Here is a 26,984-nt window from a genome sequence, read left to right as displayed (position 1 = left end):
TCAGCCGGTGAACTCCTGCGCCACCACCTCGGCGATCTGCGCCGTGTTCAGCGCCGCGCCCTTGCGCAGGTTGTCGCCGCAGAGGAACAGGTCGAGCGAGCGCGGGTCGTCGATCGACCGGCGGATACGGCCCACCCAGGTCGGGTCGGTCCCCACCACGTCGGACGGCGTCGGGAACTCGCCGGCAGCCGGGTCGTCCTGCACCACCACGCCGGGGGCGGAATCCAGCAGGCGGCGCGCGTCGGCGGCGTCGACGTCCTGGGCGAAGGTAGCGTGCACGGCCAGCGCGTGCGTGGTGACCACCGGGACGCGGACGCAGGTCGCCGCGACGCGCAGGTCCGGCAGGCCGAGGATCTTCCGCGACTCGTTGCGGACCTTCAGCTCCTCCGAGGAGTAGCCGTCCTCCTTCAGCGAGCCGGCCCACGGCACCACGTTCATCGCGAGCGGCGCCGGGAACGGGCCGAGCTCGCCGACCGCGCCGCGCACGTCGCCGGCGCGGCTGCCCAGCGTGCGGTCGCTGGCGACCTTCTCGATCTGGTCGTGCAGCGTGTCGATGCCCTCCTGGCCGGCGCCCGAAGCCGCCTGGTAGGAGGAGACGACCAGCTCGGTGGCGGTGTAGGCGCGATGCAGCGCGCCGATGGCCACGATCATCGACAGGGTCGTGCAGTTCGGGTTGCTGATGATGCCGCGCGGCCGGTTGCGGACCTGGTCCGCGTTGACCTCGGGAACGACCAGCGGGACGTCGGGGTCCATCCGGAACGCGCCGGAGTTGTCCACCGCGACCGCGCCGCGGGCCGCCGCGATCGGCGCCCACTCCTTGGACACCTCGTCGGGCACGTCGAACATCGCAACGTCGACGCCGTCGAAGACCTCCGGCGCGAGCGCCTGGACTTCGACCTCTTCGCCGCGCACGGTCAGCCGCTTGCCGGCCGAGCGGGGCGAGGCGATCAGGCGGATCTCGCCCCAGACGTTCTCCCGGGTGGACAGGATGTCGAGCATGACGCTGCCGACCGCGCCGGTGGCGCCGACGACGGCGAGGGTGGGGAGACGGGTGCTCATCGGCCGGTACCTCCGTAGACGACTGCCTCGACCTGATCGGCGTCGAGCTGGAATTCGGTGTGCGCCGCGGCGACCGCCGCGTCGACCTGGTCCTCTTCCACGATCACCGAGATGCGGATCTCCGAGGTGGAGATCATCTCGATGTTGGTCCCCGAGCCGGCGATCGCGTCGAAGAACCGCGAGGTGACTCCCGGGTAGGAGCGCATGCCCGCGCCGATCAGCGACACCTTGCCGATCTTGTCGTCGTAGCGCAGCGACTCGAAGCCGACCTTCTCCTGCAGCTTCTTCAGCACCGACAGCGCGGTCTGGCCGGCGTCGTCGGGCACCGTGAAGGAGATGTCGGTGCGCGCGGTCGAGGCGGCCGACACGTTCTGCACGATCATGTCGATGTTGATCTCCGCTTCGGCCAGCCCGGTGAAGATCGACGCCGCCTCACCGATCCGGTCGGGCACACCGACCACCGTGATCTTGGCTTCGCTGCGGTCGTGCGCGACCCCGGAGATGATCGGTTGTTCCATGCCTTCGGTTTCCTCAACTTCCGAGACGACCCAGGTTCCGGGCTTCTGACTGAAGGACGACCGCACGTGGAGCGGGATGTTGTACCGGCGCGCGTATTCGACGCAGCGCAGGTGGAGGATCTTCGTGCCGCTCGCGGCCATCTCCAGCATCTCCTCATAGGAGATCACCGGGATGCGCTGGGCAGAGGGGACGATCCGGGGGTCGGCGGTGAAGACGCCGTCGACGTCGCTGTAGATCTCGCAGGCATCGGCGTTGAGCGCCGCGGCCAGCGCGACGGCGGTGGTGTCGGAGCCGCCGCGGCCCAGCGTGGTGATGTCCTTGCTGTCCTGCGAGACGCCCTGGAAGCCCGCCACGATGCAGATCGCGTCCTCGTCGAGCGCCTCCTGGATGCGCCCGGGGGTGACGTCGATGATCTTGGCGTTGCCGTGCAGCGACGTGGTGATGACACCGGCCTGGGAGCCGGTGAAGCTGCGAGCCTCGTAGCCGAGGTTCCCGATCGCCATCGCGACCACGGCCATCGACATGCGCTCGCCGGCGGTCAGGAGCATGTCCAGCTCGCGCCCAGGGGGCAGCGGAGAGACCTGCTCGGCGAGGTCGATGAGTTCGTCGGTGGTGTCGCCCATGGCCGAGACCACGACGACGACGTCATATCCCGCCTTTTTCTGGGCGACGATCCGCTGTGCGACTCGCTTGATGGCCTCCGCGTCGGCGACGGAAGAGCCACCGTACTTCTGCACGATCAAAGCCACGGTCGGCGCTCCTGGGGATTGAGATTCAGGTCGATCAACATGTGAGTGTAGTCGGCGGTAGTCGTCAGATGCCCTCCCACCTGGGCAGAAAGGCACCGGCGGCAGTGCTTACCCGTAAATCGGCGCACTACTCGTGTTTCGTCCGAGTAACACCGCCATCTCGGTGGATACCGCTCCCGCTGCAGCCTCCGGCGGCGATCCGGCGCGCAGGCCGGAAGGGAAAATGTGAGTTAGAACTCCAGGCTTCTGCGGCCCTCGAACGCCCGGCCGAGGGTCACCTCGTCGGCGTATTCGAGATCGCCGCCCACCGGAAGCCCACTGGCCAGACGGGTCACTTTCAGACCCATCGGTTTCACCAGCCGCGCGAGGTAGGTGGCGGTGGCTTCGCCCTCGAGGTTGGGGTCGGTCGCCAGGATCAGCTCGGTCACCCGGCCGTCGGACAGCCGGGTCATGAGCTCCTTGATGCGCAGGTCGTCCGGGCCGACGCCCTCGATCGGGCTGATGGCGCCGCCGAGCACGTGGTAGCGGCCGCGGAACTCGCGGGTGCGCTCAATGGCGACGACGTCCTTGGATTCCTCCACCACGCAGACCACGGCCTCATCGCGGCGGGCGTCCCGGCAGATGCGGCACTGCTCCTCTTCGGAGACGTTGCCGCACACGGCGCAGAAGCGGACCCGCTCCTTCACCTCGACGAGCGCGTTCACCAGTCGTTTGACGTCGGCGTTCTCCGCGGCGAGCAAGTGGAACGCGATGCGCTGCGCACTTTTGGGACCGACGCCGGGCAGCCGCCCGAGCTCGTCGATCAGGTTCTGGACCGCGCCTTCGTACATCGCCTACCCGCCGTGTGATCTGCTCGTGCCCCCACGATATCGGCGCCGGGCGCCCGGTGCGGCCGCACCGCCCCGTCCCGGCCGGGCGTCCGCTGGCGGCCGCCCCGCCGCCGGTGTCCTGCGGACCGGGCCGCGGACTGGACGCCGCGGTTGGATGCAAGGGCATGTGGGTGGGTGGCGTCCCCGCCAGGGCGCCGTGCAGTAGGGCGGTTACCCGCCGGGTACCCACCGGGCATGCCCTAAGGTCGGGGCCGTGTGCGGACTCGATAGGAGCGTGCGCACGTTCGCGCGGCGCACGGCACGTCTGATCCCCGTGCCGGGAACGATTGCGGCGCGCGCCCCCTCTAACCCGATGCCCCTCTTTCGGCACCGCCGGCGCGTTCACCCGGCGGTCCGGCCATCCCCCGCACCGCCGGCCGCACCCGCCGGATCCCGGCTCCCCCACACCGACTGCGATGTCCACGAGGAAGGATCGCCGCAATGAGCGCACCCGCCGCGGAGCCCGTCCGCTGGTTCAGCCCCGTCCTGGAGCGGATGGGCGCCCGCTACGCGGCCTGGACCTTCGACCAGACCGACGTCTACAACGCCTTCCACCCGATGGCCGAATGGTGGATCGACGTCCCGAACAGCCTCTTCCGGCAGGGCGACATCACGGTGAGCATCGCCCCGCTGGGGTCCTTCGGCACCGACGGGAGCTGGCTGTGGGCGTGGGCGAACGAGCCCATGCATCCGCCCGGCTCGGAGCGGCTCGCCACGTCGCTGGAGCTGCGCGCGATCGGCGAGCAGCACGGCGCCCCCGAGCTGACCTCCCCGCGGCTCGAACTGGCCGGGTATGCCGACCCGCGCCTGGCCGCCGAGCGGCTGATGCAGGTCTGCGCGGGCCTGCTGTGCGCCCGCGGGTACGGCGGCGTCACCGCCGACACCGGCGCCCTGTTCGGCATGGTGATGGTCGACGAGGCCATCCCGTGGGCCGAGCTGGAACCGGCCTCGGTGCCCAGCCGCATCCTGCGCGGGATCGAGGCATTCCCGCACGACCACCGGGGCACGGTCACCGGCTACTTCGAGCGGTACCGGTTCAGCGTCCAGGAGGAGCCGGACGGCTCGCTCACCGGCTCCCGCCCGGACTGCGCCTACACCGCGGAGTTCGACGACCAGGGCCGGCTCGCCCGGATCTCGGCGAAGCTCGGCGGACAGTAGCGGGAACCCCGCCCGGCACCGGGGGCCGACGGAGAGGGGCCCGGAACCGCAGTGCGGTTCCGGGCCCCTCGGGCGTCTGTGCGGGGGCGGCCGGTCACATCCCCGGAAGCCCCGGCATGCCGCCCGGCATCCCGCCGCCCGGCATTCCGCCGAGGGCGTCGTTGAGCGGCCCCATCTTCTCCTGCTGGAGGCGCTCGACAGCCGCCTCCGCGTCCCGGATCGCCGCCAGAACCAGGTCGGCGATGGTCTGCGCGGACTCGGCGGGGTCCTCGGGGTCCACCGCGTCAGCCGTGATGGAGATGTCCTCCACTGATCCGCGGCCGTTCACCGTGACCTTCACCAGCCCGCCGCCGGACGTGCCTTCGACCTGCGCCTCGTCCAACTGCTGCTGTGCTTCCATCAGCTGCTGCTGCATCTGCTGTGCCTGCTGCAGCAGCGCCTGCATGTCCATTCCGCCGCCAGGGTTCACGTGCCCACCACTCCTCGCATCAGGTGCCGACTCCTGCGAGCGTAACCGCTCGCCGGTACCGCGTGCGGGCCCTGCGGACCAGGGCCAGGCGGCCCGGGGCGGCAGCTGCCGCCCGCCGCTGCACTGTCGCCGCGGCCTCTGGCTGCGGCGCCGGCTGGCATGCGGCGGGCATTGTCGACGAGGAGACAGAGCGACAGGGCACCAGAACGACAGGGTGCGGCCGACCAGCGCTGGCTCGGCACCGCTCCGGCGGCACCAGCCGTGGCGCTGCCGTCTGCCTGCTCCGCCAGCACAGCGCCGCTGCGGCACGGCGCGGCCACAGGGCTACTGCTGCGCGGTGTGGTCGATCTCGTCGATCATCGTGCCGCCGAGCTCGTTCTCGATCAGCGTGAACGCCGGACCGGCGCCCCCGCCGCCCGGGGCCCCGCCGGAGGGCGCCTGCGGCGGCGCCGGCTCGGACGGGCCGGGCTCGCCGTAGTCGGGTTCGGGCGGGGCACCGACGGGATCGTCATAGGGATCGGGCGGCGGCTCCTCCAGGCCGGTGACGATGCGCCGCTCCGGGCCGCCGCGGCTGCGCTGCGGCTCGGGCTCCGGCGGAGCGGGCTGCGCCGGGCGATCGCGCCCCTGCGGCCCCGGTGCCGGAGGCGGGGGTGCGGCGGGCGCACCACCGCTGGCGGGCACCGCGGAGACGCGCACCTCGGTGCCGAAGACCTGCTGGATCGCGCCGGCCACGATGGCGTCGCTGCCGCTGTTGGCGAAGCCCTTGGCCTCGTTGGGCCGGGGAAAGCCGAGTTGGACCAGGTTGCCCTCGACGCCGACCGGGCCGATGCCGTTGCCGCTCAGCATCATCCAGGTGAAGCGGCGCATCCCCTTGATCGTTTCGAGGACCCGCCCCCAGGAGGCCTGGAGCGCGCCCAGGTCGACCACGCCCGATCCGCCGCCCGCGGGGCGGGCCGGCGCCGCCGCGGCGGGCGGCGGAGCGGACGGCTGCGGTGCCGGCTCGGGCGCGGAAGCTCCGCCCTCGCCGGGGCGGACGGGCTCCGGCCAGTCCGCGGCGGGAAGCTCGGCGGCTCCGGACGCGGGGCGGTCCGGCGCGGGACGGGGCTCGGCCTCCGGAGCGGATGCCGCAGCGGCGGCCGGCTCCGGCGCCGCGCTGCCCGGAGCAGCGGACTCCGGCTCGGGCGGAGGCGGCTGGTGCGCCGCGGCAGGCGGTGTAGCGGGGGCGGGCGCCGGCGCCGGCGCGGGACGCTGCTCGGCAGGGGCGGCGGGCGGAGCGGCCGCCGCGGGCGGGCCGCTGCGCTCGAGCGTCTCCAACCGGGACAGCAGCGCCGACCCGTCGGACGGGTCGGCGGCGGGCAGCAGCAGCCGTGCGGTGAGCAGCTCCAGCAGCAGCCGCGGAGAGGTGGCGCCGCGCATCTCGGTCAGCCCCTGGTTGAGGACCTCCGCGGCGCGCGTGAGGGTGGCCGGTCCGATCCGGGACGCCTGCTCGCGCAGGGTGTCCACGGTGTCCGGAGCGACGTTCACCAGGCCCTTGTCGAGGGCATCCGGAACGGCGGCGAGCACCACCAAGTCGCGGACGCGCTCCAGCAGGTCCGCGGTGAAGCGGCGCGGATCGTGGCCGCCCTCCATGACCCGCTCGATCAGGCCGAACGCGGCGGCGCCGTTCCCGGAGCCCAGGGCGTCGACCATTTCGGAGAGGAGCGCGGAGTCGGTGTAGCCGAGCAGCGCCACGGCGCCGTCCCGGGTGATGCCGTCCTCTCCCGAGCCGGCGAGCAGCTGGTCGAGGATGGAGAGCGAGTCGCGCGCGGAGCCGGCGCCGGCGCGCACGACCAGCGGCAGCGCTGCCGGGTCGAACGCGACCCCCTCCTCACCGAGGATCTCCTCCATCAGCTCGCGGAGGGTACTCGGCGGGATGAGCCGGAACGGGTAGTGGTGGGTGCGCGAGCGGATGGTGCCGATGACCTTGTCCGGCTCGGTGGTGGCGAAGACGAACTTCAGGTGCGGCGGCGGCTCCTCGACGAGCTTCAGCAGCGCGTTGAACCCTTCGCGGGTCACCATGTGCGCCTCGTCGATGATGTAGACCTTGTACCGCGAGTTCACCGGCGCGAAGAAGGCGCGCTCGCGCAGGTCGCGGGCGTCGTCCACGCCGCCGTGCGAGGCCGCGTCGATCTCGATGACGTCAATGCTGCCGGGGCCGTCCGGCGCCAGCGCGACACAGGAGCCGCACTCGCCGCACGGGTCGGGGGTGGGGCCGCGGTCGCAGTTGAGCGACCGGGCGAGGATGCGGGCACTGGACGTCTTCCCGCAGCCGCGCGGACCGCTGAACAGGTAGGCGTGGTTGATGCGGCCGTTGCGCAGCGCCTGGCGCAGCGGGTCGGTGACGTGCTCCTGCCCGCGCACCTCGCCGAACGTGGCGGGCCGGTACTTGCGGTACAGCGCGATGCTCACGACCTGCTCACGACTCCCTCCGCGGACCGGCGGGCGCGGCCTCCGCACAGCCGCGGCTTCCCTCGGCCCGCTCCCATTCAACCCGCTTCCGGGGACGTTCCGCGCAGCAATCCGCGGACCTGTGGACAGCGGCGGCGGCCGGACGGTTCAGCGGCGGGGACGCGCCCGCGGGACCGGGGGTGCGGCATGCCGTGCCCGGACACAGAAAGGACCCCCCGCGCACCCGCCAGAGCTCACTTATCCTTGCTGCCTTCCGGCCCTGGGGAGGTTCATAAGATGACGCCGCACGAGGGGTCTGCCCTCATCGTATCCGACGCGCGGCGGTGCCCGCACCATCCCGGCGCGGCGGCATCCGGCCCCGCTCCGCACCCACCGCCGCCCCGGTCCGCCCTCCGGCCGGGCCTTCCCCGTGCGGGTGAGCTCCGCCGGTCACCGCCGCCTCCCCGCACCGAGGGCGCTCAGCGCGCACACCAGGCCGAAGGCCCCCGCCACCGCGATCGCCGCCGGGCGGGCCTCGGCTGCCGGCAGCAGGGTGCCAAAGAGCACCGCGTCCCCCAGATCGGAGGCGACCCGGATCGCGATCGCGGTCAGCAGCGGCGCGCCGTAGGGGGCGAGCAGCATCGCGGCACCGCAGGCCGCATCGCGCACGAGCATCGTGCGCACCAGCACCTCGGTCCCGGGGTCGTCCGCCGGCATCCCGAGCGGCCCGGTCAGCGCGGCGGGGTCCGCGATCACCCAGACCGCATAGGCCGCGGTGAACAGGCCGAGCACCCGCGGGAACAGCCGCAGCGCCGCCCGCCCGATCCGGCGGGCGCGGCCCGGCTGCCCCGGTGCTCCCGCCGCCTCCGCCTCAGCATCCATCCCCGGAACCTGCCCGCCGCCGCGCCGGCGCGAACCGCCCGCTGCTTCGGGAAACACGGTCGAACCACCCCTGCACAGCGTGTAGAGTTGTCTGCGGAGGATTCGCCTAGAGGCCTAGGGCGCACGCTTGGAAAGCGTGTTGGGGGCAACCCCTCACGAGTTCGAATCTCGTATCCTCCGCTCGCCTCTACGAGGCAGAACGAAAGGCCCCGACCGGGTGCGCGGTCGGGGCCTTCGTCGTGTCCGGAGCTCGCCGGTCAGGGCGTCTCCGGCGGGACCGCGAACACGGAAGCGGCGGGCCGGCGGATGTCGATCCAGGCGACCCGGCCGCCCCTCGTGGTGACGGCGATGACGGCAACAAGGTGGCCGCCGGGGGCGATGGCCCCGACCGTCCGGCCACCCGCATGCATCGGCACGCTGGCACGGATCCGCTCGGCGAACAGCGTGGTCTCCTCGGCGACCGCGCGGGCGCCGGACACCACTCCCGGTGTTCCCGGAGGGGTCAGGGCGGGATCGGCGACGCGGACGCAGTCCTCGGTCATCAGCGCGACCATCCGGTCGATGTCGCCGCCGGCCGCCGCGGCAAGGAACGCCTCCACGACGGCGCTGTCGGCAGAGGCGGCCGCGGGCGCGGGCGCGGCGCCATTCCGGCCGATCCTCCCGCGCGCCCTGCTCGCGTGCTTCTTGGCGCTCGCCACCGTGGTGCCGAGGGCCTCGGCCACCTCGCGGAACGGGACGCCGAACAGGTCGTGCAGGACGTAGGCACCGCGCTGGGCGGGCGTCAGCAGTCCGAGGACCACCATCAGCGCCCGCGAGATGCTCTCCCGCTGCAGATAGTGCTCATCCGCTGCGACGGCCCGGGCGGGGAGCTGCTCCTCCGTCAGCTGCTCCTCCCGGCGGCGGTGCCGCATGCGCAGCTGGTCGAGGCAGACGCGGGTGAGCACGGTCGTCAGCCATGCGGCCGTGTTCCGCAGGCCGTCCGAATCCGCGGCCGACGCCTTGAGCCAGGTGCTCTGCACGGCGTCTTCGGCGTCATGGACGGATCCGAGCAGCCGGAATGCGATCGCCGTCAGCTGCGGCCGGGCCGCTTCGAACTCCTCGGTCGGCACCACCAGTTGTCACCTTTCCGGGGCGGAGGACGTCGGGACAGGTGAGACCGCAGATCCCGAATCCGACCATCCCCGGGGAGATACCTGCTGATGAGCCTACAGATCGGACTCGTCGCCACAATCGCGTGCATCGCGGCGAACCTGCTGATCGCCGCCGCCGACTACGTCCGGGCCGACTTCGTCCTGAAGAACTCCGCCGCGGTGCACGTCCCGGAGAGGGCCCTGCCGCTCCTCGGCACGCTGAAGGCGGCCGGCGCGGGCGGGCTCACCGTCGGCCTGGTCGCGTGGCCCTGGATCGGCGCCGCGGCCGGCGCAGGGCTGACACTGTTCTTCATCGGCGCCGTCATCGCCCATATCCGGGCACGCGTCCTACGCAACATCGCAGGGCCAGGCGCCTATCTGCTCCTCGCGATCGCATCGGCCGCCCACATGCTCACCCTGGCCGCCGGGGCCTGACCCGCGAGGTGCGGGGACGCCCCGGTCAGGCGTCCCGGCGCCCCGTGCGGGCCACCACCGGGGGCTGGACCGACCACGGGAAGTTGATCCACTGGTCGGTGCGCTTCCACACGTACTCGCACTTCACCAGGGACTGCGACTTCTCGTAGACCACGGCGCTGCGGACCTCGGCGACGTGCTCGGCGCAGAAGTCGTGGACCAGCTTCAGGGTCTTGCCGGTGTCGGCGACGTCGTCGGCGACCAGGACCTTCTTCCGGCTCAGGTCGACGGCGTTGGGCACCGGCGGGAGCATGACCGGCATGTCGAGCGTCTCGCCGACGCCGGTATAGAACTCGACGTTCATCACGTGCAGGTTCTTCACGTCGAGGGCGTATCCGAGACCGCCGGCGACGAAGAGGCCGCCGCGGGCGATCGAGAGGATCATGTCCGGTTCGAAGCCGTCGTCGGCGATCTCCTGGGCCATCTCCCGCATCGCGGTGCCGAACAGTTCGTAGGTCAGGTTCTCGCGCTCTTCGACGCCCACGGTGTCTCCTCGGGAACGGGCCGGAAGCCGGCGGAAACAACAATGGCCCGGGCTCACCTGCGTGAACCCGGGCCAGAAGCGGTGGAGGTGGGATTCGAACCCACGGTAGGTCTCCCTACACTCGCTTTCGAGGCGAGCGCCATCGGCCACTAGGCGACTCCACCGGGAGTGACTCTACCGGAAACGTCGCCGGGAGAAGAAATCGGTAAGTGCAGCGGCGCAGCGGTCGGCCGTCCGGGCCGGCAGCAGGTCCGGCGGCACGACTTCCGGCCGGTGGTTGGCGGCCGGGTCGCGCAGCAGGTCCCAGCGCGACCCCGCGGCGCCGGCCTTCGGGTCGCGCGCTCCGTAGACCACCCTGGCGACGCGGGACAGCACGGCGGCCCCCGCGCACATGGCGCACGGCTCCAGGGTGACGGCGAGGGTGCAGCCCTCCAGCCGCCAGCTGCCCTGGGCCAGGCCCGCCGCGCGCAGGGCGAGGACTTCGGCGTGCGCGGTGGGGTCCCCCTCCGCCTCCCGGGCGTTGTGCCCGGCGCCGATGACAGCGCCCTCGGCGTCCAGCACGACCGCCCCCACGGGGACGTCGCCCGACGCGGCCGCCCGCGCCCCCTCGCCGAGGGCGCGCAGCACTGCGGAGTCCAGCAGTGCGCGGTCCTGGAGCGGGCCCGGAAGGGACCCGCCGGCACGGTGTCCGGTGCCGCCGTCCGCACTGGAGTCCGGCGCTGTGCTCACAGGCGCGCCGCGTCGTAGAGGTCAGCGAAGCCGGCCCGCTCGGCCAGATCGCCGAGCACCTCGGCGGGGAGTGCGCCCTCCGCGGTGGTCATGTCGACAAGTTCCCGAGCCGACGTGCCGAAGCCGTCGAGCACGGCGCTGTCGCCGCCCGGAACCGGCTGCGGCTTCTGCCCGGTGCCCTCGGTCTGCTCCGGCGCGTCGATCGCGCCGCTGTCCAGCAGCAGCGCGGCGGCCGGGTGCTCGTGGACGGCACGCGCGTCGGAGAGGAACACGCGCGGGTCCTCCCGGTCGTCGAGGCGGACGACGCCGAACCACTCGTCGTCGGCCTCCAGGAACAGCAGCATCGTGCCCTCGGGCGCGGTCGGGTCGACCGCGCCGGCTGCATCGCGCAGAGCGTCGGCGACCTCGTCGATCCCGCCCGGCTCATCCGGGTCGGCGGCGGCTGCCACCGCTTCCTCCACGTCGGCGTCGCGCCAGCCGCGCGCGGCGGGAAAGAACACCGTTGCGAAGAGCGCCACAGCGAGTCCCGTCCTCTCCTGACGATCCGCTCCGGGCCCGCTCAGGCCCGAGACCGTGGAAGGCCCTACCCCATGCTGTCCAGCGCACGCTGGAAAGCGGTCTGGAATCCCAGGCGTTCCGCGACGCTCGCCAGCACCTCGTCCGGGTAGAGGTCGAGATCGCCGGCGAGCGCACCCAGCTCCATCTCCTCCAGGCCGAGGTCGGCGAGGATCGAGAGGTCGCCGGCGGGCAGCACCTGGTCGAGGTCCTCGTCGTCGGGCACGTCGATGTCGAGGTAGTCGAGCACCTCGCGGGCCACCGGCCAGTCCACCGAGGCTGTGACATCGGAGAGGAAGACGCTGACGTTGTCGTGGCTGTACATGCGCACGATGACGAAGAAGTCGTCGCCCACGGAGACCAGGCCGATGGCGCCGCTGATGCTGGGCTGCTGGCGCAGCGCCTGCAGGAGCCCGCCGAAGTCGCGGGTCAGCGCCTCCGGGAGGAGGTAGACGTCCCAGAGGTCGTCCTCGCGGTAGGCGACGGCCGCGAAATCCCCTTCGTCGGGCAGGTCGTCGCTCACGTCGAGTTGCGTCATCGCCACCCCATCAGGCCGGTCATGATCGGGACAGGATGGCAGATCCGTCCCGGCTGCGTCATCGTAGCCGCCGCCGGATCCGCCGTCCTGCGCGGTGTTTGTCGCTCCCCTCACCCCTGCACCCGCCCTTCGATCGACAACCGCAGCCCCGTGTACCGTCACACCCTTCCATTAGATCCGACCCGCGCCCGCTCCGCCCCCGAGACGGACAGGATCATCGAAGGCAGGGGGCAGAGCGCCACGGAAGGCCGCCCCGCTCGCGCCGGGCGTGACGAGCGCCCCGCCGCACCATCGGCTTCCGGGCGTGACGCACGGATAGAATCGGTCGCCGAATCCGCACCTGCGCCCGCTCATCGGAGAGTTCCATGGAGACCCTGGTCGTCGACCACCCGCTCGTCGCGCACAAACTGACCACCCTTCGCGACGTGCGGACCGACTCCCCGACGTTCCGCAGGCTGACCGACGAGCTCGTCACCCTCCTCACCTACGAGGCGACCAGGGACGTCCGCGTCTCCCCGGTGACCGTCGACACCCCGCTCCAGACGACCACCGGGGTCCAGCTGACCCGGCCGACGCCGCTCGTCGTCCCCATCCTGCGGGCCGGACTCGGCATGCTCGACGGGATGACCCGGCTGCTGCCGACCGCCGAGGTCGGCTTCCTCGGCATGGCGCGCAACGAGGACACGTTGCAGCCGGCGACCTACGCCGACCGCCTGCCGCAGGACCTCTCCGGCCGCCAGTGCTACGTCATCGACCCGATGCTCGCGACCGGCGGCACCCTTGCCGCGGCGCTGAAGCTCCTGGTGGACCGCGGGGCCGACCACGTGACCGCCATCTGCCTGCTCGCCGCTCCCGAGGGGCTGGTCGCGGTGGAGGAGAAGCTCAACGAAACGCTCGGCGAAGGCCACGGTGCCCTGCTGCGCGTGGTGACCGCCGCCGTCGACGACCGGCTCAACGACCAGGGCTTCATCGTTCCCGGACTCGGCGACGCGGGCGACCGGCTCTACGGCACCGTCTGACACCGGCCCCGCGCCCGCCGCGGCGGCGGGCGCGCCGGGCTACTTCCGGGTGGCGCCCCGGCGGCGCAGCGCGTCCGTCCGACACGGGACGGACGCGTTTTTGTATATGTCCGGACACACGTGAATGGACATCCGAAAATACGGGCATGGGGAGCACAGCGTCGCAGACGCCCCAGACCGGATTCCTGGAAACGGGGCCCCGAAAGCAACGCCGAACCCGACCGACCCAGAAAGCCCGCGGCGCCGCATGGCGTTCCGCGCACAACACGACACGGCACGACCATGGCCAGTCGAACCGATTTCGAGACGAAGACGTGACACATTAGAGTGATCATGGTCAACGACGTGCTAGAACTCCCCGCGCCTCCCCCTGGGGCGGGCGGCACGCCGCACCCCCATCCGTCACGCAGCGGCGCGCGACCGTCACCGCGCGCCTACGGACCCACCGCGCCATCGATCACCCGGCCCCCTCGAGGAGTGAGATGACCGAGCAGCCCGATCCCGCGCTCTCGCCCGTCGCCGAGCAGCTCGATCTCGAGTTCTCCGGCGTCCATGACCGGACGACCGTGCGCAGATGTGTCGGCGCCGCCCGGCAGGGCGCCCTGGACGTCACCGGCCGCGCAGCCCCTGAACTGGTCGAACGCATCGCCCGCCAGCATCTCAAGGTGCTCGCGATGGCGCTCGCCGAGCAGCGCTGAGCAGAGGCGCCCAGCCGCGCGGACAGCTCCGGCTGCTCCTGGCTGAGACCGGCCCCGCTCCCGGACGCGCCGGATCCCCGCGGGACCGCCCGCTGCCGCCCGCACTGCAGCACCCGCCCGGCGAAGCGCGCAGCGCGCGTGGGCGCAGGTCGCAGCCGCCCCTGCCGGCACTGTCCCGCCACCGCGGTGCGCACGCCGCCGCGCCGCGCACACCGCAGATCGTGACCAGAACCACACCCTTCGCAGGGGCACGGCGCGCCGATGACGGGCATCTGGCTTTACGGGCTCGATTGTCGGTGTAACAATCAGCTTGGGTCGGTGGGTCAGGTTGCTTTGTTGGGGAGTCGGTCATGGCCAAGTTGAAAAAATGGCTGGGGTATGCCCTCATCGCCTTCGTCGCCTTTTATCTGCTCACTCAGCCGGAAAGCGCGGCCGGAGTCATCCAGACCGGCCTGGGCGGCCTGATGTCCGCCGCTGAATCACTGTCGCGCTTCGTGAACGCGCTCAGCGTGTAGGGACCGGGAGCCCATGAAGCTCGTTGCCTCGACCAACCGGGCTCCGGCATCGGTCAACCGGTACCTGCTGCCCCATGAGCAGGACGTCGTCACCATCCGGCGGCACCCCGCCGTACTCATGGGCCCGGTCGGCCTCGTGCTCGGTGCGCTCATCGTCGCGGGCATCCTCAGCAACACGGCGCTCGCCGCCACCCCCACGGCACTCGCCGTGATCTGGTGGGTCTGGCTGCTCGTGCTGGTGTGGTTCGTCTGGAAGGTGGCGGAGTGGTCGGTCGACTACTTCGTGATCACCTCGGCGCGGCTCCTGCTCACCACGGGCCTCATCACCCGCGAGGTGAACATGATGCCGCTGGGCAAGGTCACCGACATGCGGTTCGAGCGCACGATCATGGGCCGGTTCCTCGGCTACGGCACCTTCATCATGGAGTCCGCGGGTCAGGACCAGGCGCTGAGCCGAATCAACTTCGTTCCGTACCCGGAGCAGCTGTACCTCGAAGTCGTCGGCCTGATCTTCCCTGACAAGGGGAAATAGCCGCACCCGCGCCTCGCGCAGTGAGGCGCCCGCACGACCCGGGAAGCGCCCGCCGCCGGCGGGCGCTTCCGCGTTTTCTCCACCGGAGCGGACCCGCAGCACAGCGGTCGCGTCCAGACGGCGCACCGGGCCGCCATGACACGCCCCCTTCTTGTTCACCTCCTGTTCACTTGGACGTCGCCCCTCCGTTCCGACCGGCATGAACGCCCAGGTGCAGGCGGTCCACTCCGCCCCCGAAGCGCGCCACGCCGCCGAAATGATTTGCTCCAAGGTGAACGAAGGGTTAACGTAATCCCTCTAGACATCGATACTGGGGGTGAAGCCATGGCACGCGAGCCGATCGTGGCGGCGCAGTCCGGCCGCACCGCGCCCGCCCGCCGCCGCGCCCGCAGCTCGGTGGTGCGCCGTGTGCCGGGGTCGCCCCGGCGCAGCAGCGAGGTCCTTCCCGAACAGCGCCCCGCCGAGCCGCCGGCACCGCGGCGCCCCACGCTCACGTGGGAGCTCGTCACCGACGCCACCGGCCGCACCCGCCCCGAGGCCCGCTGGGTCTAGGTCGTGTTTTTGAACCATTCCTGGCTGCGCGACCACCAGGCTGCCTCTCGCTGCGCCGCTGCACTCGAAAAGCCAAACCAGGCTTAACTTCGCACAGCGGACTTGCGAGAGATTGCCTGGACGGCCGCCCGCCTGACGGAAGCCTGCAAAAAACACTCCCTAGGCCGCATCCGGCCCAGGGCGTTCCGGCCCTTGCGCGAAGGGGGGCGCCGCCACCGGCGGTGCCCCCCTTCGCGCTGCCAGCCCGGATCAGCCCGGCGCCATGTCGACGAACCGGCTGTAGTGGCCCTGGAACGCCACGGTCACCTCGGCCGTCGGGCCGTTGCGGTGCTTCGCCACGATGATGTCCGCCTCACCGGCCCGCGGGGACTCCTTGTCGTGCACGTCCTCCCGGTAGAGGAGCAGCACCATGTCAGCATCCTGCTCGATGGAGTTGTGGACGCTGATGCCGTTGGCGACGAAGTTATGGCCCCCTAGGACCGTGGCGTCGAAGACCTCCTGTTCGCCAAGCGGCTCGATCGCGGCGATCTCGTCCCAGAACACGTCGTTGGTCGCCATCAGGTCGAGGTCGGCGTCGTCCAGCACTGCGGCCACGCGTCCGAGGCGCTCGCGGCTTGGTGCGCGCTTCCAGAGCGTGCTACCGCAGAACGCGGTTCCCATCGCCGCCGTGAACTCGCGGTGCGAAATCTCCTTCATCGACAGCGTGGTGCGCACCCGGTCCCACACCTGAACCGGCACCGTGTCGAGGTTGGTGTTGGTCCGCCCTCCGTCCAGGCCCTCCTGGCACTGGCGGACCTGATCAGACCGGGCGCCGTGCACCCCGATCTTGTCGAGGAAGCGCAGCTGGTTCTCCCCGCCGTAGACGTGCAGCTGGTAGCCGTCGCGGTAGCCCGTCTTCCGGACCGTCTTGATGCGCGCCATCACGTTGAACCGAGCCAGCAGGGCGGCAACACCGTCAATGAGACGCCGGCTGGTGGACGCGTAATAGACGCGCGCCAGTCCCCGCCCCTCGTCCCAGAAGACGCACCCGTCGGTAGCCCAAAGGTGGCGCAGGAACAGGGCTGCCTGGCTGTTGGGGAGCGTGAAGACCGGTTCAGGGACGAACTTCTCATGACTGCGCAGGCCGAAAAGACCCAGCTCGTCAAGCCACGCCGCGATCGGGTTACGGCGCCCCCGTGCAAGCCGGTAGGGGGCGGGAAGGCGGAGGGAGGTGGTGCGCGCGGCCGCATACTCGTCACGCACCGCCGTGATGCCGAAATCCGCGGCAGCCTCAGTAACTGCCTGGAGGTTGGCCTCGTCGGTACTGGCATAGCGGATGGGCTGGCGCTTGACGAAGGATCCGTCCCCGATCAGGTGCGCAAGCAGGACGACGTGCGCCTCGGACATCGGAGACGCACCGACGGGGGCCGGCGTATGACGTGGTACTCCGATGCGGTCGCCGGGCGACAACTCCGACAGAGCGGTCCAGCCCTGGAAGGCGAGGAACGGGTGGTTGCCCGATGCCGTGACCTCGCGCCCCGACCTCAGCCGGAGCCGGTACACCTGCTTCGTACCGCTGGAGAAGACGTGCGTCATCCGGCGTTCGACGAGGCGGAGCCGCTCGTCGAGGGCCCACACCGGGATGTCGCGCGCCCCGGCCGCATAGAGGTCACCCATGGTGGTCTCCGCGCCCGTGTCAGCACGCAGCACCCGTGTATCAGCTGTCAGACAGCCCGATTCGCGTAGATCGCTCACCTGCGGCTTCTTGTCCGTTCTCTGCTCCGGGCCTCGGTTGAGCTGGGAGAGCGCGATGACGGGGACTTCGAGCTCCTTGGCGAGGAGCTTGAGGGAACGGGAGAACTCGGAGACCTCCTGCTGGCGGCTCTCGACGCGGCCCGGGGAGCTCATCAGCTGGAGGTAGTCGACGATGATCATCTTCAGGTCGTGCTGCTGCTTGAGGCGGCGGCACTTGGCGCGGATCTCCATCATCGACATGTTCGGCGAGTCGTCGATGAACAGCGGCGCGCTGGCCACCTCACCCATCCGGCGCGCCAGCCGCTGCCAGTCGTCATCGGTCATCAGCCCGGACCGCATCGTGTGCAGCGGCACCCGCGCCTCGGCGCTCAGCAGCCGCATCACGATCTCGTTCCGCCCCATCTCCAAGCTGAAGAACACGCTGGTCAGCTGGTGCTTGATGGACGCGGCCCGGGCAAAATCCAGAGCCAGGGTCGACTTGCCCACGGCCGGCCGGGCGGCGATGATGACCATCTGGCCGGCGTGCAGGCCGTTGGTGAGCTGGTCGAAATCGGTGAAGCCGGTGGGGACGCCGGTCATCGAGCCGTCGTGGGCGGAGATTGCTTCGATCTCGTCCAGGGCGCCGGGCATGATGTCGCTGAGCGGGAGGTAGTCCTCGCCGGTGCGCTTCTCGGCGACGCGGAAGACCTCGGCCTGGGCGGTGTCGACGATGTCGTCGACCTCGCCGTCGCCGGTGTAGCCCATCTGGGCGATGTGGGTACCGACCTCGACCAGGCGGCGCAGGACCGCGCGGTCGGAGACGATGCCGGCGTAGTAGCCGGCGTTGGCCGCGGTGGGGATGGCCTCGGTGAGGGTGTGCAGGTAGGGCGCGCCGCCGACGCGGGTGATCTCCCCGCGCTTGGTGAGCTCGGCGCTGACCGTGATGGCGTCCACCGGCTCGCCGCGGGAGAAGAGGTTCACCGCCGCGTCGAACACGATCTGGTGCGCCGGCCGGTAGAAGTCGGCCGAGCGGACGATCTCCACGACCTCGGTGATGGCGTCCTTGGACAGCAGCATGCCGCCCAGCACGCTCTGCTCGGCGAGGATGTCGTGCGGCGGGGTGCGCTCGAACCCGGGCTGCTCCGGCGGATACTCGGACACGCTCACACACTCTCCCCCTGATCATGGACCGGGGCGGGCGCGCGCCCTGCCACCGGTCCGAACGATTGTCGCGAGTCCGCGGCCCCCCGCGCAAAGCGGGGTGTGGACGGCGCTGGGGAGATCCTGTGGATGACTCGGCCGTTTCTGCGGACAACCTGTGCACAGTACCTGTGGACAACTTCCAGGTGGACCACAAGCATCCTGATTGACCTGTAACTACGCCCCCCACAGGGTGTGCGCGAAAGAATCCTCACACTCCACTGTCCACAAGTTATCCACAGGATGGGTGCCTTCTGGTGGATGACGGACGGAGGTGCGGATAACGTGGCAGCGCAATGCCTGGACACCCGCACCCCTCCCCCGCTCCGCAGCCGGAGCCATCCGATGATCCGCAGAGCGCCGGCGCGGCCCACGCCGCCGGCGCTCCCCGTCCTGCCGGTACCGCGGGTGCCGCGGGTGCTGCTGCAGGTGGGCCCGCGGCCGGGGACGCCGAGCGTACTGCCGCCGCTTCCGGGGTGCGCGCGCCGGAGCCCGGGCCGGGCAGGCCGCGGCGGCTGCCAGCGCTCCCGTTCCGCCACCGGCACGACCGGGAGATCCTCGCCCTCGCCGTGCCCACGTTCTTCGCCCTCGTCGCCGAGCCGCTCTTCCTGCTCACCGACTCCGCCATCGTCGGCACCCTCGGTACCGAGGCGCTCGCCGGGCTGGGCGTCGCCGGCACCATCCTGCTGACCCTCGCCAGCCTGTGCATCTTCCTCGCCTACGGCACCACCGCGGCGGTCGCCCGCAGGTTCGGCGCCGGCGACCTGCGCTCCGGGCTGCGCGCCGGGGTGGACGGCCTCTGGCTGGCGGTGCTCATCGGCACCGCCGTCGCCGCGGCCGGCATCCCGCTGGCTCCGCTGCTGATCGCACTGCTCGGCGCCTCCCCCGAGGCGGCCCCCTTCGCCCAGACGTACCTGCAGATCAGCCTCCTCTCCACCCCCGGCCTGCTGCTGGTGATGGCCGGCACCGGTGTGTTGCGCGGGCTGCAGGACGCACGCACCCCACTGGCCGTGTCGGTGGCAATGTGCGCGGCGAACGCCGCGCTGTGCGCCCTGTTCGTCTTCGCCTTCGGCTGGGGCATCGCCGGTTCGGCGTGGGCGACGGTCATCGCGCAGTCGGCGGGCGCCGCGGTGTATGTCGCGGCGGTATTCCGAAGCGCACGGGCGAAGGGGGTCTCCCTGGCTCCCAGCAGGGCCGGGCTGGTGTCCTCCGCCCGCTCGGGCGCCGCGCTGTTCGTCCGCACCGTGTCGCTGCGCATCGTCCTGGTGCTCACCACCGCGGTGGCGGCCCGGCTGGGCGACGCCGAGGTCGCGGCGCAGCAGGTGGCGTTCCAGCTCTGGTCGCTCACCGTCTTCGCGATGGACGCGCTGGCCGTCGCCGGCCAGGCCATCGTGGGCCGCTATCTGGGCGCGTCCGACGGTCCGGGCGCTCGGGAGGCCACCCGGCGCTCGCTGGAGTGGGGCGTGGGCGTGGGCCTGCTCTTCGCGGTGTGCGTGCTGGTCCTCCGGCCGTGGGCGCCGCTCCCGTTCACCGGCGACCCGCAGGTGCACGCGCTCATCCTCGGCGCGCTGCTGATGGTGGCGCTGCTGCAGCCGCTCAGCGGTGTGGTCATGGTGCTGGACGGCGTGCTCATGGGCGCCGGGGACCACCGCTACCTCGCCTGGGCCAGTCTGTGGACGATGCTGGCGTTCCTGCCCTGCGCAGCGGTCGTCCTGTGGACCACCCCGGCAGGCGCTCCGGATGCGCTGGTGCGGCTGTGGGCGGCGTTCGGGGTGTGGATGGCCGCGCGCGGCATCACTCTCGGGCTGCGGGCGCGCGGCCCGGCGTGGGTGGTTCTGGGCGCCACCCGCTGACCGGGCGGCGCCCCCTGCTCAGCGGCCGTCGCGCTCGCCCAGAGTGGGCCCGTGGTAGTACTCCGCAGTGCGCTCGTTGGACGGCACCAGCGGGAATGTCGGCAGGTGGTCCTGCGGCAGGTCGGCGGCGGTGAGCAGCTCCAGCCGCCCTTCCTTGCGGGACATCTGCGCGGCGACGTCCCTGCGCAGCGACGGCAGCAGCGAGTACAGCCGGTCGCCGGGGCAGCTGGTGGAGTTGTAGTCGCGGTGCCCGACGATGGCATCCTTGGGGTCGAGCCCGTAGACGGTGCAGAGCCAGGCGCACGTCTCGGTGAGCCGCTCCATCAGCGCCTTGGTGGGTGTGGCGGAGGTGTAGGTGCCTTCGCTCTCGATACCGACGGTGTGGGAGTTGTGGTCGGCGGTGTGCGCACCCACCGCATGCCGGCCCTGCCGCACCGCGGAGAGGCTGCGGTTGCGGCCCTCCATCAGGTGGCCGCCACGGGAGATCGTGAACTGCTGACCGGTGTCATCCCAGCCGTTGCTGTCCATGTGGTACCGCTGGATCGACCGGGAGAGCGCGGCGGCGTGCCCCGCCGAGTAGTCGGTGCTGTTCCCGGTGGCGGTGTGGTGGATGACGATGTGGTCCGGCGCTCCGGTGAGCGTCGCAGCGCGCGCGGCCTTGCGCGCGCCCCAGTCGGACCGGGTGTAGACCTTGGGTTCAGCGGAGGCCGAGGCTGCAGGGGCGGCGGCGAGGTCGGCCGCACCGCCCAGCAGCACGGCGCCCGCGGCGACGGCGGCGGTGCGCACCGCTCCGCGGCGGGTCATCGCGCCCGCGGGCGCCGGCTCGTCAACGGACATGCGGATCCATCCTTCCCGGGGCCATGGCGACCCACATCACCACTTTAAGTCACCAACTAACAACCAAGTGTGACTATAGAGCGATGGCGTGTCTCCCGCCCCGGGAACCGGCGCCGCGGCCTCTGCACACGCCGCGGGCCCCGCCCCTGCGGTGCAGGAACGGGGCCCGGTGCAGCGGACCGGCGGGGCCGGTCAGCCGCCCACGACCTCGAGCGCGATGGTGGCGGAGACCTCCGGGTGGAGGCGGACCTGCACCTTGTGCGCGCCCACGGACTTGATCGCGTTCCGGATCTCGATCCGGCGCTTGTCCAGCTGCGGGCCGCCGGCGGCCTTGACCGCCTCGGCGACGTCGGCAGCGGTGACCGAGCCGAACAGGCGGCCGCCGTCACCGGCGCGCTGGGTCAGCGTCACCGTGAGGCTGCCGAGCTGGCCGGCGGCCTGCTGGGCCTCATCCAGGCTGCGGATGTCGCGCGCGCGACGGGCCCGCTGGATGGAGTCGATCTGCTTCTGGCCGCCGCGCGTCCACCGGATGGCGAAACCGCGGGGCAGTAGGTAGTTGCGGCCGTAGCCGTCCTTCACCTCGACGACGTCGCCGGGGGAACCGAGACCGTTGACCTCGTGGGTCAGGATCAGCTTCATGACGAGTGCCTCCCTCGGAATCCCCGTTAGCGAGCGGTGCTGGTGTAGGGCAGCAGCGCCATCTCACGCGAGTTCTTGATCGCCGTGGCGACGTCGCGCTGGTGCTGGGTGCAGTTGCCGGTGACCCGGCGGGCACGGATCTTGCCGCGGTCGGAAATGAACTTCCGCAGCAGGGTCGTGTCCTTGTAGTCGATGTAGGAGAGCTTCTCCTGGCAGAACAGGCAAACCTTCTTCTTGGGCTTGCGTGCCGGAGGCTTCGCCATCGTGGTGCTCCTTTTCAAGAGCCCCGGGAACCCCGGGGATGGTCGGTGTGGACAGAGTGCCGGCCGAAGCCGGCGCAGACCGGTGCGCGGCGCGCATCGGCCCGAGTGCAGTGCGGTTACCGCGGACGAGCGCAGTTCAGCCGCGAGTGGTGCAGCGGGCGGTGCCTAGAAAGGGGGCTCGTCGGAGAACCCGCCGCCGCCGAAGCCGCCGCCACCGCCGCCGGTGGCCCAGGGGTCCTCAGCGGGGGCCCGGTTGCCCTGGCCGCCGCCGAAGCCGCCGCCCTGGTTCCCGTAGCCGCCGCCCTGCTGGCCGCCCTGCTGGCCGCCGAAGCCGCCGCCACCGCCGCCGAAACCGCCGCCCTGTCCGCCCTGGCGCTGCACCTTCGTCACCTTCGCGGTGGCGCTGCGCAGAGCCGGGCCGACCTCGTCGACGTCGATCTCGAAGACGGTGCGCTTCTCGCCTTCCTTCGTCTCGAAGGAACGCTGCTTCAGCTTCCCCTGCACGATCACGCGCATGCCCCGCTGGAGGCTCTCCGCCACGTTCTCGGCGTACTGCCGCCAGACGGAGCACGTGAGGAACATGGACTCGCCGTCGCGCCATTCGCCGGCCTGCCGGTCGAAGGTGCGCGGGGTCGATGCGACGCGGAAGTTGGCCACGGCAGCACCGCTGGGGGTGAACCGCAGCTCGGGGTCGTCGACGAGGTTGCCGACGAGGGTGATCTGAGTTTCGCCTGCCATGGACGGCTCCCGTTGGATCGGATCGTGCGGCTGGAGGGACGCCCGGCGCTAGTGGACCTCGGGACGCAGCACCTTGGTGCGCAGCACCGACTCGGTGAGGTTGAGCTGGCGGTCCAGCTCCTTCACCGTGGCGGGCTCGGAGGTCAGGTCGATCACCGCGTAGATGCCGTCGCTGTTCTTGGCGATGTCGTACGAGAGGCGGCGCTTGCCCCAGACATCGACCTTCTCGACGGACCCGCCGTCGTTGCGGATCACCGCGAGGAACTGCTCGAGCGACGGCGCAACCGTGCGCTCGTCAAGGGTGGGGTCGAGGATGACCATTACTTCGTAACGACGCATTGCCGTTCCTCCTCTGGACTGTCGCGGCCATGGTCTCTCCATGGCAGGAGGCGTTTGAGCCAGACGAGAGCCAAGGCTACCGCAGGCCTGCGACCGTTTTGCCGCGTCGGAGAAGGTCCGCGACCACCGCCCCGGCCAGCAGCAGGAGCGTGCCGAACCGGGCCAACGAGACCGCCGCATACCCCTCGAAACCCAGCCCCGGTGCCGGGTCGGGCACCGCCGGGTCCGCAACCGCCGCCGCATTGAGCAGGTGCTGCCACACCCCGAAGAAGTACGCGGCCTCGGCCAGCTGCCAGAGCGCGAAGAGCACCGCCGGAAGCCGGACGCCCATCGTGCGCGGCCAGGCGAGCACGGCCAGCGGCACCAGCCAGAGCACGAACTGCGGCGACCAGACCTTGTTGGTCATCAGGAACGCGGCGACGACCAGGAACACCAGCTGCTCGGGACGCGGTGGCCGGCGGGCGAACAGGCCGATCGCGGCGACGCCCGCGCAGGCGAGCGCGAGCGCGCCGACGCCGACGCTGTTGACCAGGTCGCCGTCGGCGCTGTCGAACAGGCCGAACCCGCCGAGCACGTAGTAGACGGAGCCCCAGTCGGTCCCGCGCTCCTGGGAGAAGGTGAAGAACGTGGCCCAGTTCTCCGGCGCGAGGGCCGCCACGGGGAGGTTGACGGCAGCCCACGCGGCGGCCGCTCCGCCGAGCGGGCGGAACAGGGCGCCGGCGCTGATCCCGCCGGTGCGCCCGAGCGCGCCGCCGAACAGGCCGCGCAGCCAGAGGACCAGCAGCGGACCGAAGGCCAGGAACGGGTAGAACTTGGCGGCGACCGCCAGTCCGATCAGAGCGCCGCCCGCCCACTGCAGCGCCGGACCGCGCGCGCCCGCCCGGCTGCCGGTACCCGCGCCCCACACGCCGAGTCCCGCGGTGAACAGGGCGACGGCGAGCAGATCCCAGTTGATGTAGGCGGTGAGCACCACTGCGGGCAGCAGCGCCGCGGCACCGCCGGCCAGCAGGGCGCGGCGCCGGTCGAACCCGGACGCCGCACGTGCGGCGTCCGGCAGGACGCCGCCGCGGCCGGCGATCCATCCGGTCGCGAGCGCCGTTGCGACCAGGCAGAGGCCCATGGCGAGGGCGGTCAGATCGAAGTAGGCGAAGGCGCGGTCGAGCGTGCTGGGCAGGCCGGCGACCGCCCGCCCGAGCAGGTGCATGAGGCCGCCGGTGAGCACCGGGTACTCCAGCGGCCGGTCGAGGTAGGGCAGGGCGCCCTCGTCCAGGCCGTCGCGGTAGTAGAGCGGGAAGACGTCGCTGTAGCAGGACGCGGCGTACTGGCCGCCGTCGAGCCAGGCGCCGCCGAACCGGCACGGCCACTTCGCGAGATAGCCGATCAGCGCACCGGCCGCGCCCAGCAGGGTGAGCGCGGCCCACGGCATGCGGCTGCCGCGCGGCTGCGCGGCAGCCCCGGCGCCGTCCGCGTGCCCGGGACTGCCGGATCGTTCCGGGGGGCCGGAGCCGCCGGCCGGTTCGGGCTCGGGACCGGGCTCCCGCTCATCCCCCGCGGCCGTCCCCGTACCGGCCGCCGCTGCATCGCCCGGCAGCCCGGGCCGCTCCTGTTCCCCGCCCGGCCCCCGCGGGCCGCCCGCCCCGCCGGTACCCCCCGCCGCGGCGCCGTGCTGCGCACCCACCGTCGATCACTCCAAATCGTCCGATACCGGTTTCCGCCCCGAACGCCGGATGCCGGCGCCGGCCCCCTGGCCGACGCCGGCATCCGCGCCGCGTCCTGATCCCTAGTCTTCCCTGCGCCCGAACAGGTCGCCGCCCGGATCGTCGGGCTGCCCCGGCTCCTCCGGCTGCCCCGGCTCCGTATCGTCGCAGTCCCAGGCCGGCACGCACGGCTCTTCGGGGCCCGTGGGCGGCGGCGAGAAGGACGGGCCGTCGGTCGGCGGTGTCGTCGGCTCTTCCGACGGTTCCGGCGGCTGCGACGGCTCCGGCTCGGGGGTCGGCGACGGCTCCGCCGGCAGGAAGTCCTCGGCGGCGCCGATGTTGGCGCGCGCCGGGAACTGCTCGACCGGCTCGCCCTCCATCGCCACCTCCATGAAGGAGCGCCAGATCTTCGCCGAGGTGGTACCGCCGTAGACGTCCTGCACGCCGGGGATCTCCAGCTGCTCGCCGTTGTCGCGGAACAGCCCGACCGCGGTCGACATCTGCGGGGTGTAGCCCACGAACCAGGCCGACTTGGCGTCGTTGGAGGTACCGGTCTTGCCGGCTACCGGGCGGTCGCCCAGCATGGCCTCCTTGCCGCCGCCGTCCTCGGTGACCACCTGCTGCATCGCGAAGGTGGAGTCCGCGGCGACCTCGGCGCTGAACGCCCGGGTGCCCTCTTCGAGCTCGTCGGCGTCGTTCGGGGCGACCTCCTCGTCCTTGGGGTCGACCACCTTGGTGATCATGTGGGCCGGCAGGTGCACGCCCTGGTTGGCGAAGGTGGCGTAGCCGGACGCCTGGTCGAGCGCGCGCACCTGGTAGGTGCCGAGCACGATGTTCGCGCCGAGCTGGGCGGTTTCCAGCTGCTCTTCGCCGACGCCGGCCAGGCGCGCCTTCTCGCGCACGGCCTCCGCGCCGACCTCCTCGGTGAGCTTCACGTAGGACGTGTTGACCGAGTGCTTGGTGGAATCGATCAGGTCCACCGGGCCCCACGACTTGTTGGAGTCGTTCTGGATCTCGCCCTCGATCCCCTCGAAGGTCTGCGGCGAGTCGCCGTCGAACATCGACTCCAGGCCGATGTTGTTCTCCAGGCCCGCGGCCAGCGCGTAGGGCTTGAACGCCGAACCCGCCTGTGCCCGCTCGCTCAGCGAGTTGTTGGCGTCGCTGGTGAAGTCGGTGCCGCCGTAGAACGCCTTGATCTCGCCGGTTGCCGGGTCGACCGAGGTGAGGGCGTAGTTGGTGTCCTCCGGGGTGCCCTCGGGGAGCGTCTCGGTGAACGCCTTCTCCGCCTGCTTCATGAGCGGCTGGTCCAGCGAGGTCTGCACCTGGTAGCCGCCCTTGGCGACCTGCTCGCGGGTGACGCCGTAGCGCGACTCGAGCTCGTTGAACACGGCTTCGCGGACGTAGCCCTTGTAGCCGCTCAGGTCCTGGCCGGTGTCGTAGGGCACCGTCTCGGGGAACTCGAGCTCCTTGGCCTCGGAGGCGGTGAGGCCGTAGTCGGGGTAGTCCTCGTTCATCAGGACCATGCCGTTGACGGAGTGCTCCTGCCAGCGCTCGCGCAGCACCTCCTCCATCGCCGGGTCGGCCTCGAAGTTCTCGAAGTTGCCCGGCTGCTGGATGATCGCGCCGATGAACGCGCCCTCGGCGGCGTCCAGGTCCTGCACGTCCTTGCCGAAGTACGCCTGCGCCGCAGCCTGCACACCGTAGGCGTTGCGCCCGAAGTAGATGGTGTTCAGGTACTGCGTGATGATGTCTTCCTTGCTCAGCTGGTTGCCGAGCTTGATGGAGATCAGGATCTCCTTGAGCTTGCGGACGTAGCTGCGCTCCTGGGAGAGGCCGTCGTAGTAGTTGCGCGCCATCTGCTGGGTGATGGTGGAGCCGCCGCCGGCGGAGCCGCCGGACAGGATCGCGCGCATCGTGCCGGTGATGGAGATGCCGCCGTCACTGGGGAACGTGCGCTGCTCGGTGCCGAGCACTCCGTTCACCACGGTGTCGGGGATGTCGTCGTAGGTGACCGGCTGCCGGTTGACGTCGCCGGTGGTGACGATCTCCTCGCCGCCGCCGTCGGAGATGACCGACGCCTCCATGGTCGCCGCGGCCTGGGCTTCCATCTCCTCGGCGTTGTCCATCGAGAAGTAGGCGATCGCCAGCGCAGCGACACCACCGGCGAAAAGGACACCGCAGACGATCAGGGCCGGCTTCCACACCTTGGCGAAGAAGCGCTTGACCGGGCCGCGGTCGTCGTCGAAGTCGCCGCCGCGCCCGCGTCCCGGGGGGCGGCGGCGCGAACCGCCGCCGCCGGCTGCACGGCGCGCACCGCCGGAGCGGGCCCCGTGCGCGGCCTCGCGCC

Annotated in this window: 27 protein-coding genes, 2 tRNA genes and 1 other RNA gene; 9 read left to right on the top strand and 21 right to left on the bottom strand. The window is 71.5% G+C overall.

The genetic code is table 11. From position 1 onward, the window contains the following. The 3 genes from ACYVGT_RS05735 to recR form a co-directional block, all read right to left on the bottom strand. Nucleotides 1-1,059 carry an aspartate-semialdehyde dehydrogenase gene (locus tag ACYVGT_RS05735; RefSeq protein ID WP_460855355.1) on the bottom strand — a complete coding sequence of 353 codons (1,059 nt, stop codon included), beginning with the start codon at nt 1,057-1,059 and terminating at the stop codon, nt 1-3. Then, entirely contained in the window at nt 1,056-2,327 is a 1,272-nt protein-coding gene (locus ACYVGT_RS05730; RefSeq protein WP_460855354.1) for an aspartate kinase, read from the bottom strand. Before ACYVGT_RS05730 ends, ACYVGT_RS05735 begins: the two co-directional genes overlap by 4 nt. 230 nt (nt 2,328-2,557) lie before the next feature. Beyond that, nucleotides 2,558-3,157: a recombination mediator RecR gene (gene recR, locus ACYVGT_RS05725; protein WP_460855353.1), complete on the bottom strand. Its 600-nt coding sequence runs from the start codon at nt 3,155-3,157 to the stop codon at nt 2,558-2,560. A gap of 480 nt (nt 3,158-3,637) precedes the next feature. On the opposite strand from recR, the gene ACYVGT_RS05720 reads away from it, so the two are divergent. Next, nucleotides 3,638-4,354, top strand: a complete 717-nt coding sequence (locus ACYVGT_RS05720; RefSeq protein ID WP_460855352.1) for a DUF6882 domain-containing protein — start codon at nt 3,638-3,640, stop codon at nt 4,352-4,354. Between the two features lie 94 nt (nt 4,355-4,448). Here ACYVGT_RS05720 and ACYVGT_RS05715 read toward each other — a convergent pair whose 3' ends face one another. The 4 genes from ACYVGT_RS05715 to ACYVGT_RS05700 all read right to left on the bottom strand — a co-directional run bounded on the left by ACYVGT_RS05715 (nt 4,449) and on the right by ACYVGT_RS05700 (nt 8,132). Further along, entirely contained in the window at nt 4,449-4,805 is a 357-nt protein-coding gene (locus ACYVGT_RS05715; RefSeq protein ID WP_460855539.1) for a YbaB/EbfC family nucleoid-associated protein, read from the bottom strand. A gap of 342 nt (nt 4,806-5,147) precedes the next feature. Then, nucleotides 5,148-7,271, bottom strand: a complete 2,124-nt coding sequence (locus ACYVGT_RS05710) for a DNA polymerase III subunit gamma and tau (protein WP_460855351.1) — start codon at nt 7,269-7,271, stop codon at nt 5,148-5,150. A 203-nt stretch (nt 7,272-7,474) separates the two neighbouring features. Next, nucleotides 7,475-7,570, bottom strand: an RNA gene (ffs, locus tag ACYVGT_RS05705) — signal recognition particle sRNA small type. A gap of 130 nt (nt 7,571-7,700) precedes the next feature. Continuing rightward, complete coding sequence (locus tag ACYVGT_RS05700; RefSeq protein ID WP_460855350.1) at nt 7,701-8,132, bottom strand: hypothetical protein; 432 nt, start codon at nt 8,130-8,132, stop codon at nt 7,701-7,703. Between the two features lie 95 nt (nt 8,133-8,227). Here ACYVGT_RS05700 and ACYVGT_RS05695 point away from each other — a divergent pair. After that, nucleotides 8,228-8,312 (top strand) — tRNA-Ser (locus tag ACYVGT_RS05695). A 77-nt stretch (nt 8,313-8,389) separates the two neighbouring features. On the opposite strand, the gene ACYVGT_RS05690 is transcribed toward ACYVGT_RS05695, so the two are convergent. Further along, complete coding sequence (locus tag ACYVGT_RS05690) at nt 8,390-9,244, bottom strand: sigma-70 family RNA polymerase sigma factor (RefSeq protein WP_460855349.1); 855 nt, start codon at nt 9,242-9,244, stop codon at nt 8,390-8,392. Between the two features lie 87 nt (nt 9,245-9,331). On the opposite strand from ACYVGT_RS05690, the gene ACYVGT_RS05685 reads away from it, so the two are divergent. Further along, the gene (locus tag ACYVGT_RS05685) at nt 9,332-9,697 is read left to right on the top strand and encodes a DoxX family protein (RefSeq protein ID WP_460855348.1); all 366 of its coding nucleotides are present in this window, start codon (nt 9,332-9,334) and stop codon (nt 9,695-9,697) included. 25 nt (nt 9,698-9,722) lie between these two features. Here ACYVGT_RS05685 and ACYVGT_RS05680 read toward each other — a convergent pair whose 3' ends face one another. The 5 genes from ACYVGT_RS05680 to ACYVGT_RS05660 form a co-directional block, all read right to left on the bottom strand. Next, nucleotides 9,723-10,169 (bottom strand): phosphoribosyltransferase, encoded by a 447-nt coding sequence (locus tag ACYVGT_RS05680; RefSeq protein ID WP_460855538.1) that lies wholly within the window; start codon nt 10,167-10,169, stop codon nt 9,723-9,725. A 130-nt stretch (nt 10,170-10,299) separates the two neighbouring features. Next, nucleotides 10,300-10,384: transfer RNA gene (locus ACYVGT_RS05675), tRNA-Ser, on the bottom strand. Between the two features lie 10 nt (nt 10,385-10,394). After that, nucleotides 10,395-10,862, bottom strand: a complete 468-nt coding sequence (locus tag ACYVGT_RS05670; RefSeq protein WP_460855537.1) for a nucleoside deaminase — start codon at nt 10,860-10,862, stop codon at nt 10,395-10,397. A gap of 83 nt (nt 10,863-10,945) precedes the next feature. Beyond that, a complete protein-coding gene (locus tag ACYVGT_RS05665; protein ID WP_460855347.1) occupies nt 10,946-11,467 on the bottom strand; it encodes a tRNA adenosine deaminase-associated protein in 522 nt (173 codons plus the stop codon). A gap of 65 nt (nt 11,468-11,532) precedes the next feature. Beyond that, nucleotides 11,533-12,042 carry a tRNA adenosine deaminase-associated protein gene (locus tag ACYVGT_RS05660; RefSeq protein ID WP_460855346.1) on the bottom strand — a complete coding sequence of 170 codons (510 nt, stop codon included), beginning with the start codon at nt 12,040-12,042 and terminating at the stop codon, nt 11,533-11,535. Nucleotides 12,043-12,407: 365 nt separating this feature from the next. On the opposite strand from ACYVGT_RS05660, the gene upp reads away from it, so the two are divergent. The 5 genes from upp (at nt 12,408) to ACYVGT_RS05635 (ending at nt 15,358) form a co-directional block, all read left to right on the top strand. Further along, nucleotides 12,408-13,061: a uracil phosphoribosyltransferase gene (gene upp / locus ACYVGT_RS05655; protein ID WP_460855345.1), complete on the top strand. Its 654-nt coding sequence runs from the start codon at nt 12,408-12,410 to the stop codon at nt 13,059-13,061. 482 nt (nt 13,062-13,543) lie between these two features. Further along, nucleotides 13,544-13,759, top strand: a complete 216-nt coding sequence (locus tag ACYVGT_RS05650; protein WP_460855344.1) for a hypothetical protein — start codon at nt 13,544-13,546, stop codon at nt 13,757-13,759. A 350-nt stretch (nt 13,760-14,109) separates the two neighbouring features. Further along, nucleotides 14,110-14,274 (top strand): hypothetical protein, encoded by a 165-nt coding sequence (locus tag ACYVGT_RS05645; RefSeq protein ID WP_460855343.1) that lies wholly within the window; start codon nt 14,110-14,112, stop codon nt 14,272-14,274. A 13-nt stretch (nt 14,275-14,287) separates the two neighbouring features. Then, entirely contained in the window at nt 14,288-14,806 is a 519-nt protein-coding gene (locus ACYVGT_RS05640) for a PH domain-containing protein (protein WP_460855342.1), read from the top strand. A 324-nt stretch (nt 14,807-15,130) separates the two neighbouring features. After that, nucleotides 15,131-15,358 carry a hypothetical protein gene (locus tag ACYVGT_RS05635; RefSeq protein WP_460855341.1) on the top strand — a complete coding sequence of 76 codons (228 nt, stop codon included), beginning with the start codon at nt 15,131-15,133 and terminating at the stop codon, nt 15,356-15,358. Between the two features lie 249 nt (nt 15,359-15,607). Here the strand turns inward: ACYVGT_RS05635 and ACYVGT_RS05630 are convergent, their stop codons facing one another. After that, nucleotides 15,608-18,238 (bottom strand): replicative DNA helicase, encoded by a 2,631-nt coding sequence (locus tag ACYVGT_RS05630; protein WP_460855340.1) that lies wholly within the window; start codon nt 18,236-18,238, stop codon nt 15,608-15,610. 509 nt (nt 18,239-18,747) lie between these two features. Here ACYVGT_RS05630 and ACYVGT_RS05625 point away from each other — a divergent pair. Further along, nucleotides 18,748-20,124, top strand: a complete 1,377-nt coding sequence (locus ACYVGT_RS05625) for an MATE family efflux transporter (protein WP_460855339.1) — start codon at nt 18,748-18,750, stop codon at nt 20,122-20,124. An 18-nt stretch (nt 20,125-20,142) separates the two neighbouring features. Here ACYVGT_RS05625 and ACYVGT_RS05620 read toward each other — a convergent pair whose 3' ends face one another. From ACYVGT_RS05620 to ACYVGT_RS05590, 7 genes are all read right to left on the bottom strand, one after another. Next, on the bottom strand, nt 20,143-20,961 hold the full coding sequence (locus ACYVGT_RS05620; protein ID WP_460855338.1) for a peptidoglycan recognition protein family protein: 819 nt from the start codon (nt 20,959-20,961) through the stop codon (nt 20,143-20,145). A 192-nt stretch (nt 20,962-21,153) separates the two neighbouring features. Next, the gene (gene rplI / locus ACYVGT_RS05615; protein ID WP_460855337.1) at nt 21,154-21,600 is read right to left on the bottom strand and encodes a 50S ribosomal protein L9; all 447 of its coding nucleotides are present in this window, start codon (nt 21,598-21,600) and stop codon (nt 21,154-21,156) included. Nucleotides 21,601-21,626: 26 nt separating this feature from the next. Beyond that, nucleotides 21,627-21,863, bottom strand: a complete 237-nt coding sequence (rpsR, locus tag ACYVGT_RS05610; RefSeq protein WP_460855536.1) for a 30S ribosomal protein S18 — start codon at nt 21,861-21,863, stop codon at nt 21,627-21,629. A gap of 165 nt (nt 21,864-22,028) precedes the next feature. Next, nucleotides 22,029-22,601: a single-stranded DNA-binding protein gene (locus ACYVGT_RS05605; protein WP_460855336.1), complete on the bottom strand. Its 573-nt coding sequence runs from the start codon at nt 22,599-22,601 to the stop codon at nt 22,029-22,031. Nucleotides 22,602-22,649: 48 nt separating this feature from the next. Then, nucleotides 22,650-22,940 carry a 30S ribosomal protein S6 gene (rpsF, locus tag ACYVGT_RS05600; RefSeq protein WP_460855335.1) on the bottom strand — a complete coding sequence of 97 codons (291 nt, stop codon included), beginning with the start codon at nt 22,938-22,940 and terminating at the stop codon, nt 22,650-22,652. Between the two features lie 76 nt (nt 22,941-23,016). Further along, nucleotides 23,017-24,366: a glycosyltransferase family 87 protein gene (locus tag ACYVGT_RS05595; protein WP_460855334.1), complete on the bottom strand. Its 1,350-nt coding sequence runs from the start codon at nt 24,364-24,366 to the stop codon at nt 23,017-23,019. A gap of 354 nt (nt 24,367-24,720) precedes the next feature. After that, nucleotides 24,721-26,984: transglycosylase domain-containing protein (locus tag ACYVGT_RS05590; protein WP_460855333.1), on the bottom strand; the 2,264-nt coding region annotated here is incomplete at its 5' end.

The sequence above is a fragment of the Nocardiopsis coralliicola genome (genome assembly GCF_054779695.1).
Note: the sequence above shows the minus strand (reverse complement) of the source record. Positions and strands in the feature narration are given on the sequence as shown.

What these genes read in the sequence shown, in the direction of transcription:
- upp (WP_460855345.1), top strand. Translation starts at nt 12,408, where the DNA reads ATGGAGACCCTGGTCGTCGACCACCCGCTCGTCGCGCACAAACTGACC.
- ACYVGT_RS05620 (WP_460855338.1), bottom strand. Translation starts at nt 20,961, where the DNA reads ATGTCCGTTGACGAGCCGGCGCCCGCGGGCGCGATGACCCGCCGCGGA.
- rplI (WP_460855337.1), bottom strand. Translation starts at nt 21,600, where the DNA reads ATGAAGCTGATCCTGACCCACGAGGTCAACGGTCTCGGTTCCCCCGGC.
- ACYVGT_RS05700 (WP_460855350.1), bottom strand. Translation starts at nt 8,132, where the DNA reads ATGGATGCTGAGGCGGAGGCGGCGGGAGCACCGGGGCAGCCGGGCCGC.
- ACYVGT_RS05635 (WP_460855341.1), top strand. Translation starts at nt 15,131, where the DNA reads ATGGCACGCGAGCCGATCGTGGCGGCGCAGTCCGGCCGCACCGCGCCC.
- ACYVGT_RS05640 (WP_460855342.1), top strand. Translation starts at nt 14,288, where the DNA reads ATGAAGCTCGTTGCCTCGACCAACCGGGCTCCGGCATCGGTCAACCGG.
- ACYVGT_RS05660 (WP_460855346.1), bottom strand. Translation starts at nt 12,042, where the DNA reads ATGACGCAACTCGACGTGAGCGACGACCTGCCCGACGAAGGGGATTTC.
- recR (WP_460855353.1), bottom strand. Translation starts at nt 3,157, where the DNA reads ATGTACGAAGGCGCGGTCCAGAACCTGATCGACGAGCTCGGGCGGCTG.
- ACYVGT_RS05720 (WP_460855352.1), top strand. Translation starts at nt 3,638, where the DNA reads ATGAGCGCACCCGCCGCGGAGCCCGTCCGCTGGTTCAGCCCCGTCCTG.
- rpsF (WP_460855335.1), bottom strand. Translation starts at nt 22,940, where the DNA reads ATGCGTCGTTACGAAGTAATGGTCATCCTCGACCCCACCCTTGACGAG.
- ACYVGT_RS05645 (WP_460855343.1), top strand. Translation starts at nt 14,110, where the DNA reads ATGGCCAAGTTGAAAAAATGGCTGGGGTATGCCCTCATCGCCTTCGTC.
- ACYVGT_RS05715 (WP_460855539.1), bottom strand. Translation starts at nt 4,805, where the DNA reads ATGGACATGCAGGCGCTGCTGCAGCAGGCACAGCAGATGCAGCAGCAG.
- ACYVGT_RS05685 (WP_460855348.1), top strand. Translation starts at nt 9,332, where the DNA reads ATGAGCCTACAGATCGGACTCGTCGCCACAATCGCGTGCATCGCGGCG.
- ACYVGT_RS05735 (WP_460855355.1), bottom strand. Translation starts at nt 1,059, where the DNA reads ATGAGCACCCGTCTCCCCACCCTCGCCGTCGTCGGCGCCACCGGCGCG.
- ACYVGT_RS05650 (WP_460855344.1), top strand. Translation starts at nt 13,544, where the DNA reads ATGACCGAGCAGCCCGATCCCGCGCTCTCGCCCGTCGCCGAGCAGCTC.
- rpsR (WP_460855536.1), bottom strand. Translation starts at nt 21,863, where the DNA reads ATGGCGAAGCCTCCGGCACGCAAGCCCAAGAAGAAGGTTTGCCTGTTC.
- ACYVGT_RS05605 (WP_460855336.1), bottom strand. Translation starts at nt 22,601, where the DNA reads ATGGCAGGCGAAACTCAGATCACCCTCGTCGGCAACCTCGTCGACGAC.
- ACYVGT_RS05595 (WP_460855334.1), bottom strand. Translation starts at nt 24,366, where the DNA reads ATGCCGTGGGCCGCGCTCACCCTGCTGGGCGCGGCCGGTGCGCTGATC.
- ACYVGT_RS05680 (WP_460855538.1), bottom strand. Translation starts at nt 10,169, where the DNA reads ATGCGGGAGATGGCCCAGGAGATCGCCGACGACGGCTTCGAACCGGAC.